At 34.8% G+C, this 16744-nt stretch carries 12 protein-coding genes; all 12 read left to right on the top strand.

The window, feature by feature from the left end; all coding sequences use genetic code 11:
- A partial coding sequence (locus PHC28_RS05780) for a polysaccharide biosynthesis/export family protein (protein ID WP_300097185.1) occupies positions 1–742 on the top strand: 742 nt, incomplete at its 5' end.
- Positions 743–749: 7 nt separating this feature from the next.
- Positions 750–3137, top strand: a complete 2388-nt coding sequence (locus PHC28_RS05785) for a polysaccharide biosynthesis tyrosine autokinase (protein ID WP_300097187.1) — start codon at positions 750–752, stop codon at positions 3135–3137.
- Between the two features lie 146 nt (positions 3138–3283).
- Positions 3284–3904, top strand: coding sequence for a recombination mediator RecR (gene recR / locus PHC28_RS05790; protein WP_300097189.1), 621 nt, complete (start codon positions 3284–3286; stop codon positions 3902–3904).
- Positions 3905–3973: 69 nt separating this feature from the next.
- Positions 3974–4768: a polysaccharide biosynthesis/export family protein gene (locus PHC28_RS05795; RefSeq protein WP_300097191.1), complete on the top strand. Its 795-nt coding sequence runs from the start codon at positions 3974–3976 to the stop codon at positions 4766–4768.
- Between the two features lie 15 nt (positions 4769–4783).
- Positions 4784–7243, top strand: coding sequence for a polysaccharide biosynthesis tyrosine autokinase (locus PHC28_RS05800; protein ID WP_300097193.1), 2460 nt, complete (start codon positions 4784–4786; stop codon positions 7241–7243).
- A gap of 34 nt (positions 7244–7277) precedes the next feature.
- The gene (locus tag PHC28_RS05805) at positions 7278–8261 is read left to right on the top strand and encodes an SDR family oxidoreductase (RefSeq protein WP_300097195.1); all 984 of its coding nucleotides are present in this window, start codon (positions 7278–7280) and stop codon (positions 8259–8261) included.
- Between the two features lie 166 nt (positions 8262–8427).
- Positions 8428–9711 (top strand): nucleotide sugar dehydrogenase, encoded by a 1284-nt coding sequence (locus PHC28_RS05810; RefSeq protein WP_300097197.1) that lies wholly within the window; start codon positions 8428–8430, stop codon positions 9709–9711.
- A gap of 56 nt (positions 9712–9767) precedes the next feature.
- On the top strand, positions 9768–10814 hold the full coding sequence (gene rfbB, locus PHC28_RS05815) for a dTDP-glucose 4,6-dehydratase (RefSeq protein ID WP_300097199.1): 1047 nt from the start codon (positions 9768–9770) through the stop codon (positions 10812–10814).
- Between the two features lie 68 nt (positions 10815–10882).
- Positions 10883–11353, top strand: coding sequence for a UpxY family transcription antiterminator (locus PHC28_RS05820; RefSeq protein WP_300097201.1), 471 nt, complete (start codon positions 10883–10885; stop codon positions 11351–11353).
- 381 nt (positions 11354–11734) lie between these two features.
- Positions 11735–14158 carry an SLBB domain-containing protein gene (locus tag PHC28_RS05825; RefSeq protein ID WP_300097203.1) on the top strand — a complete coding sequence of 808 codons (2424 nt, stop codon included), beginning with the start codon at positions 11735–11737 and terminating at the stop codon, positions 14156–14158.
- A gap of 45 nt (positions 14159–14203) precedes the next feature.
- Positions 14204–15274: a Wzz/FepE/Etk N-terminal domain-containing protein gene (locus PHC28_RS05830; protein ID WP_300097233.1), complete on the top strand. Its 1071-nt coding sequence runs from the start codon at positions 14204–14206 to the stop codon at positions 15272–15274.
- Positions 15275–15459: 185 nt separating this feature from the next.
- Positions 15460–16744 (top strand): oligosaccharide flippase family protein (locus tag PHC28_RS05835; protein ID WP_300097235.1); only part of this gene is annotated, 1285 nt, incomplete at its 3' end.

A 16744-nucleotide genomic window follows, 5' to 3' on the forward strand; every position in this document is an offset into this window, starting at 1 on the left:
AGCGTTAGTTTCTTGTGCTTCAAGAAAAGAAGTTGTTTATTATCAAAACATTGACAGTATGCCCTCTTCAGCAAAGTCGAATTCCTATGAAATAAAGATTCAACCCGATGATTTGTTGATGATTATCGTCTCTGCCGATGATCCCGAAAGTGCCCTTCCTTTTAATTTGAGTACGGTAAGTGTTCCTTCAGCTAATGGTAATTCAGCATTGGGACAGCAAATGATTCAGTCTTATTTAGTCGATGCCAATGGAATCATCAATTTTCCGATTTTAGGAAAATTAAAAGTAGGTGGATTAACGCGAACCGAATTATTGGATTTATTTCAAACCAAAATAGCAAAATACATTCATAACCCGATGATCAACCTTCGTATTATGAATTTTAAAGTATCGGTACAAGGGGAAGTTAATTTGCCTGGGACTTTCAATGTAGCTTCCGAACGTATTACTCTAACAGAAGCGTTGAGTATGGCCAAGGATTTGACTATTTACGGGAAACGAAACAACATTTTGATTATTAGAGAAATTGACGGTGTTAAATCCTATAGCAGAGTCGATATTACTAAGGCCGACTTTATCAATTCTCCTTTTTACTATCTAGCCCAGAATGATGTGGTCTATGTAGAACCCAACAAAAACCGAGTGAATGCCTCAGCAGTAGGAGCTAATACAGGGGTGATTATCTCTGTCACATCTTTGTTGATTACATTAGTAACGGTAATTTATACGATAACCAAATAAACTTTAGATGGATAACAATTATAGGTCTGACGAAAATCAGAACGAAGATTTTAATTTAAGAACGATTTTAGACAAATACTTGATTCACTGGCAATGGTTTGTTTTGGCGGTAAGTGTCAGCCTAATTATAGCCTTTGCTTATTTACGATATACCACTCCTCAATATCAAGCGACTACAACAGTATTAGTTAAAGATGATAAAAAAGGGGGTATGCTTTCTGAATTATCTGCCTTTGCCGATATGGGATTGGGGAATGCGATGAAAAGCAATGTTGATAATGAAATTGAAATTTTAAAGTCGAGAACTTTAGTCGAGAGCACGGTCAAGAGGTTGAAATTGAATATTGGCTTATTTGTCAAGGGAAAAGTCATTACTAGAGAGATTTATAAAAACACACCCATCACAGTTGATTTTATCAATGCTAAACCCGAATTTTTCACCTCTACAATGGTTTTAGAATTTGTCGAGTTAACACCTAATACGTTTGCCTTGGACAGCGAATCTACTATAGAAGGTAAACCGATACTTTTGAATGACAAAAAAGAGTTTAAATATGGTGAACTTATTGTAACTCAAAATGGAGAGTTAATCATTACTAGATCAAAGGATTCTAAAAATAAGTTTAATGATTCGTCCAAAGCTATTAGCATTGTGGTAAACCCTCTTGAAAATGTGGTGGCGAGTTTTCTAAGCCGATTAAAAGTAAATCCCATCAGTAAAACGAGTAGTGTAGTTGAGCTAACCATAACCGATCCTGTAATTAAAAAAGCAGAAGATTTTCTAGATAATTTAGTGCTAATTTATAATGATGATGCTGCTGCTGACAAAAATTACATTTCAGAAAATACCTCCAAGTTTATCGCCAATAGATTGATATTGATAACGCAAGAGTTGGATGGCGTGGAGCAGAATGTAGAGAGTTTCAAAAGGGATAATAAAGTTACTGATATCGAATCGGAAGCGAAATTATTTATTGAAGGCTCTAACGAGTACAATAAAAAAGCGGTAGAAACAGAAATTCAGTTGAATGTAGTGGCATCGATGTTGGATTTTATGAAAAAAAGCACCAATGCTGATTTGTTGCCTACCAATATTATTGCAGGACAAGGAGATGCATCGGGCTTGATTAATTCGTATAATCAATTGATTTTAGAACGCAACCGAATATTGAAATCGGCTACTGTTGCTAATCCTTCGGTAATTAAGTTAGACCAGCAAATTACTTCCCTGAAATCAAATGTAGCTGAAAGTTTGGGAAGATTACAATCTACTTTGAACATCCAAAAAAGAAATTTAAGAAGTCAGGAAGGACTTTTAGATACTAAAATAGAGAAAATTCCAGTTCAAGAGCGTCAGTTTAGAGTAATCGCCAGACAACAAAAAGTAAAAGAAGAATTGTATTTGTATTTACTGCAAAAAAGAGAAGAAACTGCCATTTCGTTAGCGGCTACTGCTCCCAATGCCAGAGTTGTCGATGATGCAAAAGCTTCTAAAATACCTGTGTCACCTAAAAAGAATATCATTTATTTAGCTGCTTTGTTGCTGGGATTTTTAATCCCTTTCGGGATTTTGTATTTGATGGATTTACTGGACACTAAAGTAAAAAATCGATTTGATATTACAGACAAATTAAAAATTCCTTTCTTAGGTGATATTCCAAAATCGACCTCACCTAACGAAATGGTTGATGCTTCGAGTCGCACTGGATCTGCTGAAGCACTTCGAATTATCAGGACAAATCTCGACTTTATGTTGAATCAGGTTCCTGAAGGTACAGCAAAAACGATATTCATGACTTCGACTATTCCTGGAGAAGGCAAAACATTCATATCAGCTAACTTAGCAGGTGTTTTTGCGCTTTCTGGAAAAAAAGTACTCTTGATGGGGATGGATATTAGAAATCCAAAACTAAGCGAATACATAGATACACACGAAACGAGGGGATTGACTAATTATTTAACTACTGCAAATGCTTCGATTAAGGATTATATTTATCCATTGAAAGGCTTTGAAGAATTGTATGTGCTTTCCGCAGGTAGTATTCCTCCCAATCCAACAGAGTTGTTGATGAACAAGAAAATTGATGAATTATTCGTTCAATTCAAAAAAGAATATGATTATATTATTGTAGATACTGCTCCAGTAAGCTTAGTCTCGGACACCTTGATGATAGCGAAGTATGCTGATACTTTTGTGTATGTGGTGCGTGCTAATTATTTAGATAAACGGATGCTTCATTTACCAGAACTCTTTTACAAAGAAAATAAACTACCTAATATGGCATTATTGCTTAATGACACTGATTCTAAAAAAGGGTATGGCTACGGTTATGGCTATGGCTACGGTGCCGCAGAAGAGAAAAAACCTTGGTATAAGACTATTTTTAACAAATAAAAACGAGGCTTTGGCCTCGTTTTTTATTTCGTTTGAAGGTGTTGGAGAATAGGGCAAGGTATTAATAGGTTTTCAAATTAGTAATTGATTTAAATCTCCAAACCCAGAACTACAGACTTAATAAACAAACTATTACATTTGCATTTATGGAATTTTCATCAAAACTTCTAGAAAAAGCTGTTAACGAAATGGCGCAATTACCAGGAATAGGCAAACGAACTGCCTTGCGATTGGTGTTGCATTTGTTGAAACAACCCAAGGAACATACTGGTTTTTTAACACAAGCTTTGACCATTATGCGCGAAGAAGTAAAGTTTTGCGTGAGCTGTCATAATATCTCAGATGCGGATGTTTGCGAAATTTGTTCCAATACCAAAAGAGACCAACAAATTATTTGCGTCGTTGAAGACATTCGCGATGTGATGGCAATTGAGAACACAGGACAATTTCGTGGGATTTATCACGTTCTTGGAGGGAAGATATCGCCAATAGAAGGTGTGGGACCAAGCCAGTTGAACATTACTACACTGGTAGAAAAGGTAAAATCAGGAAATGTGAGCGAAATTATTTTTGCATTGAGTTCCACAATGGAAGGCGATACTACTAATTTTTACATTTATAAGCAAATTCAGGATTATGACATAATTACCTCGACAATTGCAAGAGGAATTTCTGTGGGAGACGAGCTAGAATATGCTGATGAGGTGACATTAGGGAGAAGTATATTACAACGGGTGCCGTTTGAAAAGTCCTTCAAAAATAATTAATCCATTTAATAAATGACGATATTTTTAAATTGTTAAATGAAAAGCTATATTTGTTTTAAAAATATAAAAATGAACAAATTCGTATTCTATATAGTGTTGGGATTGAGTGTTTTTTTTACTTCATGTATCCCAACTCAAGACTTAATTTATTTACAGAAAAAGGATGGCGGCGAAGGAGGTACCACTTCAATTTCGGCTGTGGTATCAAAACCCTATCGATTGCAAACTAACGATGTTTTGAGCATTACGATAAAAGCCAGTGATTCTAAACTAGTGACAATTTTCAGCCCCACAAGTCAGGGGGAATCTTCTGCAAAAACAGATTCAGGTTTGTATTTTGATGGCTTTACAGTTGATGATCATGGGAATATTAGGATTCCAGTTTTGGGAGAACTCAATGTGATTGGTTTTACCCTTGACGAAATTCGAATTAAAATCGAAAAGCAACTACTAGCCGACTATTTCACTACAGCAGCCAATATTTTTGTGACCGTAAAATTAGCTGGATTTCGATATACTATAAATGGTGAAGTCGGAAGCACGGGTACTAAGACTTTATTTCAAGACCATGTGAACTTTATGGAAGCCATTGCAAATGCTGGAGATATAACCATTACAGGGAATAGAAAAGCGGTGACTATTATTCGCCAATTGCCTACTGGAACAGAAATGCATGACATTGATTTAACGGATCGCAACGTGATGCAATCACCTTATTTTTATTTGCAACCCAATGATTATATTTATGTGAAACCATTGAAACAAAAAACGTGGGGAACTGGAAAAACGGGGATAGAATCTTTGACGACTATTATTACACTATTGTCTTTGGCTACAACTGTATTTTTGTTATTAAAAAAATAAAATAGAATTCAATAAATGTTAGACATAAAAGATTTTTCGATTTTTGAAACCCAAACAGGATTCGATTTCAAAGGTTTCCTAATAAAAATTGGAAGTTATTGGAAATGGTTTTTGTTAAGTTTGCTCATTGCGTTTACCATTGCCTATGAAGTTAATATTCGTAAAGAAAAAATTTACGGTATGGAGACTTTAATCTCTGTAAAGGAAGAAACCAATCCGCTTTTCACTTCAAATACAAGTTTGGTTTTCAACTGGGGTGGTTCTTCTGATCAAGTGCAAACCATTTCTACGACCCTGCAATCCCGCTCGCATAATGAGTTGGTTGTTGATAAATTGCAATATTACATTGGTTATCTGGCACAAGGTAAATACAATCTTGTTGATGCTTATGGCGCTGTTCCTTTTTATGTAAACATCGACAAGACTAAAGGACAGTTAGCCGGGAAACTCATTAGTGTTAAGTTTTTGAGTGAAAACGAATATGAAATTCGAATTCCATTTGAGAGTAATTCAGTTTCTATAGTTTCCTACGCTGATAATTCCTATAGTAACACAGCAGTATCTGTTGGTGATTTTGTTAAAAAATACAAAGTAGGCGAGCAAGTGAATCTGCCATTCTTATACTGGAAATTGCAAATAAAAGATAATCCTGGTTTTTATAAGGGCAACGAATATTTTGTACAGTTTAATGATTTTGATGGAACGGTTTCGGCATATAAAGGCATCAATGTTAAAACGGATGATAAAGGAGGTTCTATCATTACACTAGGAATGCAGGGAACTAATAAGGCACGAATGGTTGAATATTTGAATTCGACTGTGAAAATGCTTATCAAAAGGCAATTGGATAGTAAAAACCAGTTTGCTACGAATACGATTCAATTCATTGATAGTACACTTGTGGCTATGGAATCCCAACTTAAGGAAACCACTAACGAGCTAAAATCATTCAGAAAAGGCAAAAATATTTACGATATTGAAGGAGATGGTTCTAAATTTTCCGATAAGGTTCTTGAATTTGATGTCAAGAAAGATGAAATTAACCGTAAACTAGCCTATTATAATTCGCTGAAAGCCTATTTGAAAAGCAGTGTCGATTATTCAAAACTTCCTGCTCCATCTGTTGCAGGTATTGAAGACCCTAATATTGTGGTGAATGTTTCTAAATTGATTTCGCTATCCACTCAAAGATCTGAAATGGCGTATGCTGTAAAAAGCGATAAGATTTTTAAGGATTTTGACAACCAAATGGAGGCTGTAAAAAAAGTGTTGTTGGAGAACATAATTACTGCCAAAGCCTCTTTGCAATATGACCTTGCTATGGTTAGTAGTAAAATTAATGAAACAGAGAGTACTATCAAGCAGCTTCCTGAAGACCAGCAGGAACTAATCAAAATCAAGAGAAAATACGATTTAAGCGATAATATTTACAGTACCTTTCTGCAGAAAAGAAGCGAAGCTGATATTGTAAAAGCAGCTAATTTGTCTGATATTCATTTTATCGATCCTGCCAAAGATATAGGAGGAGGACTCATAGGTCCGAAAACTTCTGTCAATTATGTGTTGGCATTATTTCTAGGAATATTGATTCCGTTGCTTTTTGTTTTTGGGATTTTCTTTGTTAATAATTCCATTCAAAATACCGAAGATATTAGTAAGTTGACTCAACTCCCATTGATAGGAGTCATTGGATTGAGTAAGGAAAATAGTAATTTGGCTGTGTATGAAAAACCAAAATCCGCTTTATCCGAGTCATTTAGAGCTATTCGTTCCTCGCTTCAGTTTTTATATAAACAGCAAAATCTAGATGGAGCAAAAACTCTGATGATTACCTCTTCAGTCAGTGGTGAAGGAAAGACTTTTTGTACGTTGAATATTGCCACCGTATTTGCTTTGAGCGAAAAAAAGACGGTGATTATCGGATTAGATTTAAGAAAACCCAAACTGTTTGATGAGTTTAATTTATCGAATGAGGTAGGAGTTGTGAATTATTTAATTAAGCAAAAAACGATTGACGAAATCATCAATCCTACCCATATTCCTTTTCTTGATGTCATTGTTTCGGGGCCTATACCACCGAATCCGGCTGAAATGATTATGAGCGATGGTATGAAGGAGTTGATTGAAGAATTGAAGACAAAATACGATTACATTATTTTAGATACACCACCTGTAGGTTTAGTATCTGACGCTTTGGAGTTGGCACAATATTGCGATGTCACTTTGTACATTGTAAGACAGAATTTCACCAAAAAGGAAATGATAACCTTGTTGAACAATAGGGTAAAACGGGGCGAGCTTCACAATACTAGTATTATTTTGAATGGCTTCCAGAACAAAGCAAAATACGGTGCGGGTTATGGATATGGATATGGATATGGTTACGGAAGCACGACTTATTCTAATGGTTACCATGATGATGATGAATCAACTTCAATTATCAAAAAAGTAATAAGGAAGTTTAGAAAAAAATGAAATCGTTAATTCGATTCTATAAAGAAATCATTAAATGAATACAACAACAAATAGCACTGTCTTGATAACTGGAGGAGCAGGATTTATAGGGTCAAACCTGTGCGAATATTTTTTGTCCAAGGATTATAATGTGGTATGTTTAGACAATTTTGCTACAGGACATCGCCACAATTTGAAGGATTGTATGGAGAATCCCAACTTCAGATTGATAGAAGGCGACATTCGCAACTTATCAGATTGTCAAAGTGCAGTTCAAGGCGCCGATTATGTTTTGCATCAGGCCGCTTTGGGTTCGGTACCTCGTTCGCTTAAAGATCCAATTACTACTAATGGCGTTAATGTTTCCGGATTTTTGAATATGTTGGTTGCTTCGCGAGATGCTAAAGTGAAACGGTTTGTATATGCAGCCAGCTCCTCTACTTATGGAGATTCTGTGGGATTACCAAAAGTAGAAGAGGTCATAGGAAAACCACTTTCGCCTTACGCCATCACAAAATATGTCAATGAATTGTATGCTGAAATTTTCAGTAGAACTTACGGTTTGGAAACTATAGGCTTGCGCTATTTTAATGTTTTTGGACGTAAACAAGATCCAAAAGGAGCTTATGCCGCAGTTATTCCAAAATTCGTGATGCAATTGATGCAGCTCGAAAGTCCGCTAATTAATGGCGATGGGAATTACTCTCGCGATTTCACTTACATTGATAATGTAATTCAAATGAACGAGTTGGCGATGACTACCACCAATCCAGATGCCGTAAATACGGTTTACAATACTGCCTTTGGTGATAGAAATACCTTGAATAATTTGGTAGAATACCTAAAGGAATTTTTATCCGTTTATGACGAAAGAATTGCCAATGTTGCAATTGAATATGGTCCTAACAGGGCAGGAGATATTCCCCATTCCTTAGCAAGCATTGATAAAGCAAAAACGATGTTAGGATACAATCCGCAGTTTTCGCTGCAAGAAGGTTTGAAAGAAGCGATTAGCTGGTATTGGGAGAATTTGAAGTAGCGAGAAGTTGGTAGGTAATTAGTTTTAGGTTTTTTATGCATCACTTTAAAAAGGGATTACTCGAAATAACAGACTTAAGATTTGAGGATTATCGTAATGAATAAGATTCTAAAAAAAATATAAAAAAACTGGTTTTCATTTTAAGAAACCAATAAAAACATAAAAATTGGACACAAACATAAAAATAGCAGTCATTGGTTTGGGATACGTGGGTTTGCCATTGGCGCGATTATTCGCAACTCAATATGCTGTTGTAGGTTTTGATATTAATCAATCCAGAATTAATGCATTGCAACAAGGAAACGACAGCACACTCGAAATTGATGCTGATAGTCTAAAAAAAGTATTAGTTGAAAAACCGGGAAATGCTACAGGTTTGTACTGTACGTCTTCGCTTGAGGAAATTGCAGATTGCAATTATTACATTGTAACCGTTCCAACACCCGTAGATAAAAACAATCGCCCTGATTTAACACCTTTGTATAAGTCCAGTGAAACTGTTGGTAAAGTGCTAAAAAAAGGAGATATTGTCATCTATGAATCTACTGTTTATCCAGGAGTTACAGAGGAAGAATGTGTCCCCGTTTTAGAAAAAATATCGGGTCTACAATTCAATGTTGATTTTTTTGCGGGTTACTCGCCTGAGCGAATTAATCCCGGAGATAAGGAACATACCGTAGATAAAATCCTGAAAGTGACTTCAGGTTCTACTCCAGAAATTGGACAAAAAGTAAATCAATTATATCAATCTGTGATTACGGCAGGAACCCATCTTGCCCCTTCGATTAAAGTCGCTGAAGCTGCTAAAGTTATAGAGAATTCGCAACGCGATATCAATATTGCCTTTGTTAATGAATTGGCCAAGATATTCAATATTTTAGAAATTGATACGCATGCTGTATTAGAAGCAGCGGGAACCAAATGGAATTTCCTTCCCTTCAAACCAGGCTTGGTTGGCGGACACTGCATCGGAGTAGATCCCTATTATTTGGCACAAAAAGCACAAGAAAAAGGGTATCATCCTGAAATAATATTGGCAGGTCGCCGTTTGAATGACAGTATGGGTGAATATGTAGCTTCGCAAGTGGTGAAGTTGATGATCAAAAAAGGACTGACAATTAGTGGTTCTCAACTTTTGATGATGGGAATTACCTTTAAGGAAAACTGTCCTGACGTGCGCAATACTAAAATTGTTGACGTGATAGCCGCTTTAGAAGATTATGGTATTCAAGTTATAATATATGATCCTTGGGCCAATCCCGCCGAAGTTTTGTATGAATATAAATTGACTACAACTAATGTAGTGCCAACTACCACTTTTGATGTTGTAGTTTTAGGTGTGGCACACAAAGAATTTTTGCATTTAGATATTCATTCGCTAAGGAAAACCAACAGTATTCTTTATGATGTGAAAGGGGTTTTGAGTGATGGGGTTGATGGGAAGTTGTAAGAAGTGACTAGTGAGTTTTGAAAAATAAATTACAGATAATTTTATAGAATAAGAAAATGAGAAAAATAGTAATTACGGGAGGTGCAGGATTTATAGGATCCCATGTAGTTAGACGTTTTGTAAAGAAATATCCGGAATACCACATCTTTAATTTGGATGCGCTTACTTATGCTGGGAATTTAGAAAACATAGTAGACATTGAGAAAGAACCGAATTATACTTTCGTGAAAGGCGACATCACTGATGAGGCTTTTATCACTAGTTTATTTCAAGAACATCAATTTGATGGAGTAATCCATTTGGCTGCAGAATCTCATGTGGATCGTTCTATCACTGACCCGATGGCTTTTGTAAAAACGAATGTAATAGGCACAGTAAATTTGCTAAATGCTGCAAAGAAAATTTGGGCAAATGGTTTTGAAAGTAAACGTTTTTATCACGTGAGCACGGATGAGGTTTATGGTTCATTAGGCTCTGAAGGGTTGTTTACCGAGACCACTCCTTATGACCCAAATTCTCCTTATTCAGCTTCGAAGGCAAGTTCGGATCATTTTGTAAGAGCTTATGGGGAGACTTATGGTTTGCCATTTGTGCTTACAAATTGTTCTAATAATTATGGGCCTAACCATTTTCCAGAGAAATTAATTCCGTTGTTTATCAATAATATTATCAACAACAAACCTTTACCCGTTTATGGGGATGGCAATTATACGCGTGATTGGTTGTTTGTAAAAGATCATGCCGTGGCAATTGATTTGGTTTTTCATCAAGGCCAGAATCACGAAACCTACAATATTGGTGGATTCAATGAATGGAAGAATATCGATTTGGTCAAAGTTTTGTGCCAAATTATGGATGCTAAATTAGGTAGAGAAGCTGGAGAATCAGCTCAATTGATTACTTATGTAAAAGACCGTCCAGGACACGATTTGCGTTATGCAATTGATGCTACAAAAATAAACAGAGAATTAGGATGGGAACCATCAGTAACCTTTGAACAGGGATTGGAGCGTACTATCGATTGGTATTTAAACAATCAAGAATGGCTTAATAGTGTTACTTCTGGGGATTATCAGAAATATTATGAGAAGCAGTATTCATAGAATTGTGAATAGTGAATGGTGAGAAGTGAGAAGTGAGAATTGAAGGAAATCAAGAACAATAATACATTATGAATTGGTACGTAGTTTACACCAAACCTAAATGGGAAAAAAAAGTAGCAGAGCGGTTAAACGAGATTGGTGTGGTTACGTATTGTCCATTGATTACTAAAACTAGTCAGTGGTCAGACCGAAAAAAAACAGTTAGTGTTCCCTTGTTTAATTCCTATATTTTTGTACAAGTTGAGGAAAAGGATAGAAATCGAGTATTTGAAGTGACGGGTGCAGTTCGATACTTATTTTGGTTAGGAAAACCAGCAATGGTGAAGGATTCAGAAATCGAAACGATACAACATTGGCTTTCGGTACCAACAAATTTTGAAATTACTTTAGATGAATGGAAAAAAGGAGATAAAATTATTTTGGAATCAGGACCGTTTATCAGCCAGTCAGCCATTATTCAAGAAGTAAAACCCAATCATTATGTACTGGTTTTAGAATCTTTAGGATGTGTGCTTCGGGTGAATAAAAAAGGGATGTGATTTTTAGTTTAATTTTTTTTGAGTTTGTTTTAAGTAAAGAATTTGTTTTTTAGAGGGATAGGTAAAAAAGTACATAGTTAATTTTATTTGCTTTGCTTTTTTTGTGTCATATTATAAAAAAAAGTAATAAAATTCCTTTTTTTTTAGTGTAGATTTGCATTACTTTAAGATTTATGACGAACCCAGTTATGGGAGTCAGAAGGGCGAAGCCATGGAAATAGTTTAGCTAGTAAAATCCAATTTATCCTTTTGGTTTCAGTTTTTTAATTCCAAGGAGCAGAAGAACTAATGGAAAATAGAAGAAATAAAGCTTTTGTTCAAGAAAGGTCAAAAGTAGAAGATATTTAATTTTAAGATTTTAATATTAATTACAATAGAAATATGAGAAAAATAATTACAGCCATTGTGCTTTTATTTGCCCTTTTTCAATCGGGAACTTTGGTAGCACAAGATTTGTTGAAAGGAACTGATTTGAGTACCCTTAAGGTAGATTATTTATCAGACAGTGATATTGCTAAAATAAAAGCCCAATTGCTAAGTAACAATACCACTCTTGATCAAGTGGAGCCAATGGCATTAGCCAAAGGGATGTCAGCCACCGAGTTTGCTAAATTGCGAACTCGATTAGGGGTTCCTGCTACTTCCGCTCCAGAAATTTTAAAAAAAGAGGATGTTACGGAAGATAAAGAAGAATTGACCAGAAAACAAGAAAAAGTAGTCAATAAGAAAGTTAAAGACACTGTGAACCAATTAATTTTTGGATCGGAGTTATTTGATAATCCCACCTTAAATTTCGAACCTAATTTAAAAATAGCCACACCACTTAATTATATTTTGGGGCCTGGTGACGAATTGCAGGTTAGTGTCTATGGGATTCAAGAATTTAATGCTAGCATTCCGGTAACAGTTGAAGGTAAAGTAACTATTCAATATGTTGGTCAAATTTCGGTTTCAGGGATGACTATTGAGGCGGCAACTCAAAAAATAAAAGCGGCTATGGCAAGGGTGTATAGCACGGTGAATTCGGGACAATCTCAAGTTGGGGTAAGTCTGAGTCGCATTAGAACTATCAGGGTGACACTTATAGGGAGTAAACAACCTGGAAATTATTCCGTTTCATCATTGGCCACGGTATACAACGCCTTGTTTTTAGGAGGAGGTCCTGGAAAAAATGGAAGTTATAGAAACATAGAGTTGCTGAGAAACAATAAAGTGTACAAAAAAATTGATATTTATAATTTTTTAGTTAATGGAAATCAATCAGACAATATAGGTCTTAAAGATAATGACGTTATTCGAATTTCTGCTTATTCTCAAAGGGTTACTGTAGAAGGGCAAGTCAAACGTCCTGGTATTTTCGAGATGAAATCAGGTGAGACTTTTAAGGATTTATTGACTTTTGCTTCAGGATTTAACGAGTTTGCTTACACAGCTTCAGTAAATGTATTGCAGAAAACCAGTAAAGATTTTAGGGTAAAAGACATACAAGAATCGGAATACGGTATTTATAAACCACTTGCGGGTGATGTGTATCGGGTTTCCAAGATTTTAAATCGTTTCGAAAACAGGATTAAAATTGAGGGGGCAGTTTTTAGACCAGATACTTATTCTTTTTATGAAGGAATGAAAATTTCCGACCTAGTTGCACAAGCAGATGGATTAAAAGAAGATGCTTATACCAATCGTGCTACTATTGTTCGATTGAAATCTGATTTGACTAGCGAAGCTGTTAATGTGAATTTATCCAAAGTTTTGGCGGGTGATCCAGAGGCAGATATTACTTTGCGAAAAGAAGATATTGTCACCGTGTATTCTGTTTTAGATTTCAAAGAAGAGTATAAAGTAACCATTGAAGGAGAAATAAAAAAACCGGGAATTTATGAGTACCACGATAGACTTACCCTCAATGATATATTGATTGAAGCGGGTGGGCTAACAGGTTCGGCCTCCAAAAGAGTTGAAATTGCCCGAATGATAAAATCAGAAGAGATTAACGACAGCAACCCAATGAAAGCCCAATTGTTTAATCTGGAAATCAATGCCAACAATAATGAGCAAGCTAAAAACTTTGTTTTAGCTCCTTTTGACGTGGTGAATATCCGTAAAATGGCAGTCTATGAAAAACCCGAGATGGTGACAATAAGTGGCGCCGTTAATTATTCTGGGAAATATGTTTTGGCCAATAAAAAAGAAAAAATTTATGATGTCATCCAAAGGGCAGGAGGATTGACCTCTGTTGCTGATTGGAATGGTGTAAAAATCAAGCGTCCCATACAAGCTAAACAAATTGAAGATTTGGAAAATGTGAATTTGAATTTAGGCAAGAAGGATAGCATTCAAAAAAAAATAACCAAAAAGTTAAAAGAAGATTTAAAATATTCGACCATACCAGTGGAATGGAGAAAAATTGTCAAGGATCCTAGCGACAATACGAATGTGACATTATTGGCAGGAGATGAAATAGAAGTTTCTACTTATAATGAGAGTGTAAAAGTAACTGGTAACGTCCTCTTGACTTCAGAGATTCCTTATGAAAAGGGTAGGGGGTTTGGTTATTATTTGGGAGCTGTTGGAGGAACAGATGCTAAAGGTTGGAAGAAAAAGGCTTATATCATTTATCCTAATGGGAAAGCCGCAGTTTCGAGTTCTTTTTTCTTCATACGATCCTATCCAAAAGTAGTACCAGGCTCGCAGATTGTAGTTCCTGAAAAACCAGAAGCCAAGAAGATGAGTACTGGGGAGTGGGTGAGTATAGGAAGTGTTATCTCGAGTCTTGCTTTACTGATTGTTACAGCATTTAAATAGTAATTACCAGTCATAAATAAAATATAACCAAAAACGGATAACTGAATGGTAACAAAAGAACCCATAAACAAAGACGAAATTTCGTTAAAAGAATTGATAGAAAGAGGCAAAGAATGGTATGTCTATTTGCTTTCGCAATGGAAAATTATTGTGTTGGTTGGCTTTTCAGGAGCTGCTCTCGGTTTAGCCTATTCGTTTATGAATAAACCTGTTTATACAGCTACTTTATCTTTTGTAGTTGAAGACGAAAAATCAGGAGGAGGGCTAAGTGGAGCATTAGGTTTAGCCAGCTCATTTGGATTTGATTTTGGAGGAAGCGGGGGAAATGTTTTTTCTGGAGCTAATTTGACGGAGTTTTTTAAATCCAGAAAAATGGTAGAACAAACCTTATTAACCTCTGTAAATTTAAAAGGCAAAGTAATGACTTTAGCCGAAATGTATATACAAAATGCAAAATGGCGAAAAGATTGGGAAAAAGAGCCAAAATTTGCTAATATTCAGTTTTTGCCTAATGTAGATCGCAAGAATTACACTCGTGTTCAGGATAGTGTTTTAGGGGTTATTAGTGCAAATTTGACTAAATTTAACTTGTTAGTTGCACAAAAAGACAAAAAAATTGGTATCATTAGTATTGAAATGAATTCTGGCAGTGAATTGTTTGCCAAGTATTTTGCAGAAGCTTTGGCCAAAGAAGTCTCTGATTTTTATATTGCTACTAAAAGTGAAAAGGCAAGAGCTAATATGGATATTTTAGTTCGTCAAACCGATTCCATTCGTGGAGAACTGAATGGAGCTATTACTGGAGTGGCGGTTGCTAATGATAATACTTTTAATTTAAATCCTTCACTTAATGTTAGAAGAACACCATCAGCTAGGAGGCAGGTTGATGTGCAGGCTAACACAGCTATCTTAACTGAATTGGTAAAGCAAACCGAATTAGCCAAAGTTACCTTACGCAAAGAAACTCCATTGATTCAAGTCATTGATCGACCTATATTACCATTGGCAAAAGAACGATTTGGGAAGGCTAAGGGTATTTTGTTAGGTAGTTTTTTAGGTTTTTTTTTAGCAATATTTATAATTATTAATAAAAAAATATTAACTTATCTAAAATAGATAATAGATTTAGATCTCTTTTTAACTACTCATTTTTGCTATTATTGATGGCTGTTTCAATACTTTCAAATTAATTTAATAAAAATTAATTTGTAGTTTGACATAGTCAAATTAAAACAAGAGAGTATTTGGAGAGATATTTTGTCTTTATATGACTTTTCGACTAATAAAGTGTAAAAATAACAATGAAGAATTCTAATTTTGGGAAACTAATTTCAAATTACGGCAGCCGTCTTTGGGGTTTAGTTTCTGTATTTATTTTTACACCGCTATATATTCATTATTTAGGTATCGAAAGCTACGCAATAATCGGTTTTTATACTTTGTTATTAGGTATAATAAGTTTTGCAGATGCAGGTATGTCTTCGGCGATTATTAAAGAGTTTTCACTTGAAGGTGCTGCAAACTATAAATATAGTGTTCTTAGGAATGTCGAAAATTTATATTGGGGAGTGTGTTTTTTTATTTTTTTAATTATTTTTTTTGGTTCGAATTTTATTGCAAATCATTGGCTTAATTCTGAAAAAATAAGCTCTGGAGATTTATCATATTATGTCTCATTGATCGGTGCTGGTGTATGTGTACAATTACTTTCCTCCCTTTATTATGGTTCTCTTTTTGGTTTGAATAAACAAGTTCAGGCGAATTCTTTTCAGATTACATGGAATGTATTTAAAAATGGTGTTGTAATAGTGTTATTTATCTTCTATCGAAAAGATTTAGAAATATATTTTCTATGGCAAATATTATGTAATATAATTTACGTAGTTGCATTAAGAATGAATACAATTAAACTTTTGAAAAAAGAGAAACGAATATTATTGAATACCTTAAGAAAAATTCCAAAACATATATTGACCTACATAGGTGGTATGTTTTTAATAGCCGTAATTTCATCTGTCAACAGCCAAGCAGATAAAATAATAGCGAGTTCCTTTTTTTCATTAAAGGTGTTTGGTTATTATAATATTGCGTCACTGCTTGCTCAGGTTCCCGTTATTTTAGCAAGCCCATTAGCATTGTTTGTTTTTCCAATATTCTCGAGATTCCATAACAATGAAAACAATAAACTAAATATATCTTTAATTAAAATTTATACTATTCTTAACTTACTAGTGTTTTCATCAACATTTTTAATTTTTTTTTATGCTAAGGAAATCTTAATGCTATGGACTGGAAACACAATCAGTACTAAAATGTTTCCATCTATTATTTTGGTTGTGCGACTTTTAGTATTAGGTTCTTTGTTTTTGGCTTTACAGCTGCCACTTTATTACTTATTACTTTCTAAAGGCAAAACAAAATATAATATTACCCAAGGTGTTGGACAAATTTTAATAGGTCTCCCATTGTTATATATCTGTGCTAAATATTATGGCTTAGAGTCTATTGCTATTCCTTGGATTATAATTAATTTGAGTTCCCTATTGTATTTAAGTTTCATCGTTTTTAGATATTACATTTCATTAA

The organism is Flavobacterium sp. (assembly GCF_028712645.1).
In the GTDB taxonomy this organism is placed as follows: domain Bacteria; phylum Bacteroidota; class Bacteroidia; order Flavobacteriales; family Flavobacteriaceae; genus Flavobacterium.